This window comes from Paenibacillus sp. OT2-17 (assembly GCF_009827695.1).
Taxonomy (GTDB): Bacteria; Bacillota; Bacilli; order Paenibacillales; family Paenibacillaceae; genus Paenibacillus; species Paenibacillus polymyxa_B.
Map to the genome: position 1 here is coordinate 1 of NZ_WUDQ01000698.1, position 1,678 is coordinate 1,678.

Below are 1,678 nucleotides of genomic sequence, written 5' to 3' on the forward strand. Positions count from 1 at the left end.
GTCCGACTTGAATGGCGAATTCCCCTGAAGCGTCATACATGCCGCATGTCGTCATAAATGTTTTGGCGATCTGTACATAGCGGCGGGGAATCAGCGGTATACCTGTCACCGGATCACGGCCGTTGTAAGCTAGTACAAGTCCCATACGTGCTAAATCTGTACAGTTCAATTTGACAGCACAATGTCTGAAATAAACTTCAAGCACATCCTCCACATGACCTCTTAAAATTCCTTTTTCCATTAGTAAATAAGCAAGGGAACGGTTCAAATGGCCTGTGGCAGATTCTGAATCGTAGACATCCTGATCATATTCCAATGTGTCATTGTGGGTAAGCAGACGGAAAAATTGGAGAACACGGGCAAACTTCTCTTCTGGGCTGTTCCCGCGAATCAGAGAGGAGACTGCGATCGCTCCGGCGTTAATCAGTGGGTTAAACGGAATACCCGGCTCGACCAGTTCTAGCTTTAGCATGGAATTAAAACGGTCTCCGGTAGGCTCCATACCCACCTTAGAGAAGACAACGTCCTCTCCATTATCCATCAAGGCCAGAATGAGCGTAAATACCTTTGAAATACTTTGCATCGTAAATTGGATTTCCGTATCCCCGGCTACCACGGTTTCACCCACACCGTTCATTACAACAACACCAAGCGCGTCGGCTGGTGCTTTGGACAGTTCGGGAATATATGCTGCTACCTTGCCATGAATATACTCATGACGGCTTTGTTCTACCCATTCCGGCAGTTTGGTCTGTAATCTCTGCCACTCCGATGTCATTTCTTTTCCTCCAGTCAAGTAAGCAATCTGTGGTATTTTATTGTAGAGTAAGAAGTGATAGCTATACGCCTATTCTAAAGATATTTCTGGTCGAAAGACAAGTTTGAATTGAATTAGATAAAAGGAGGCAGTGACTTGTTGTTATCTCATAATGAACCGAATTTTGATGAAGACTACGATGAGGTTATTAAGGGTCGAAGACTTAGAGGTTTTGTACATAGTGTACTGGAGCAGGTTGCAGCCTTATCAGACAAAAATCCTGAATGGGCTAATCCTATATTAGAGCAGTGGGCAAATGATGTGGAAACGAGCCGAAATGAGCGTCTGGAGCATGAGCGCACCCGGGAGAGGCATGTGCATCTATTGTTTTCTCAGTCTGCCGCAGGCTCGATGAAGGGAGGACTTTCAGGTGCAGGATTGCGGCTTGAGAGTATCGTGCTGTCTTTTAATGATCAGTTTTCCATAGGACCATTGTGGAGGCTGGAAACATTAGAAGGACAAGAAAACCGTCACGGCTGGTTGGCTGAACGGATGATGCATTATGAGTTTTTCCATTACGCCAATTGGGAGCACCGTATTGAACAGATGATGGTTACCCTAAGTGAAATTCCAGATGAGAAGTCGATCACGATTTGGTGTGGCTCTAATGCTGACGAGCAGGTCGGATTACGCTTTGTATTATATCTCTTGCGCAAAAGAGCTACACCTATTCGGGTCATTAATGTCACGGATACCTTGGAGCGGGAGCCGGATGATCATTTATATAATGAGAGTCCATTCCCTTTATCCATGGGCGTGGTGCATTCGAAAGAAATCGAACGGTTCATTAAGCGAAGTGAAGATGAACTTTATGTGGTGTGTATGGAAGACCGACGTCGATACGAACGGGAGTGGTTGGAG

Annotated in this window: 2 protein-coding genes; one reads left to right on the plus strand and one right to left on the minus strand. The window is 45.5% G+C overall.

Features of this window, described 5'->3' with window-relative positions; all coding sequences use genetic code 11:
- Positions 1 to 778 (minus strand): glutaminase A (gene glsA, locus GRP75_RS26225; protein ID WP_160790807.1); only part of this gene is annotated, 778 nt, incomplete at its 3' end.
- Positions 779 to 913: 135 nt separating this feature from the next.
- Between glsA and GRP75_RS26230 the strand changes: the two genes are divergently transcribed.
- Positions 914 to 1,678, plus strand: a 765-nt coding sequence (locus GRP75_RS26230; protein WP_160790808.1) for a DUF1835 domain-containing protein, incomplete at its 3' end; no start/stop codon positions are given.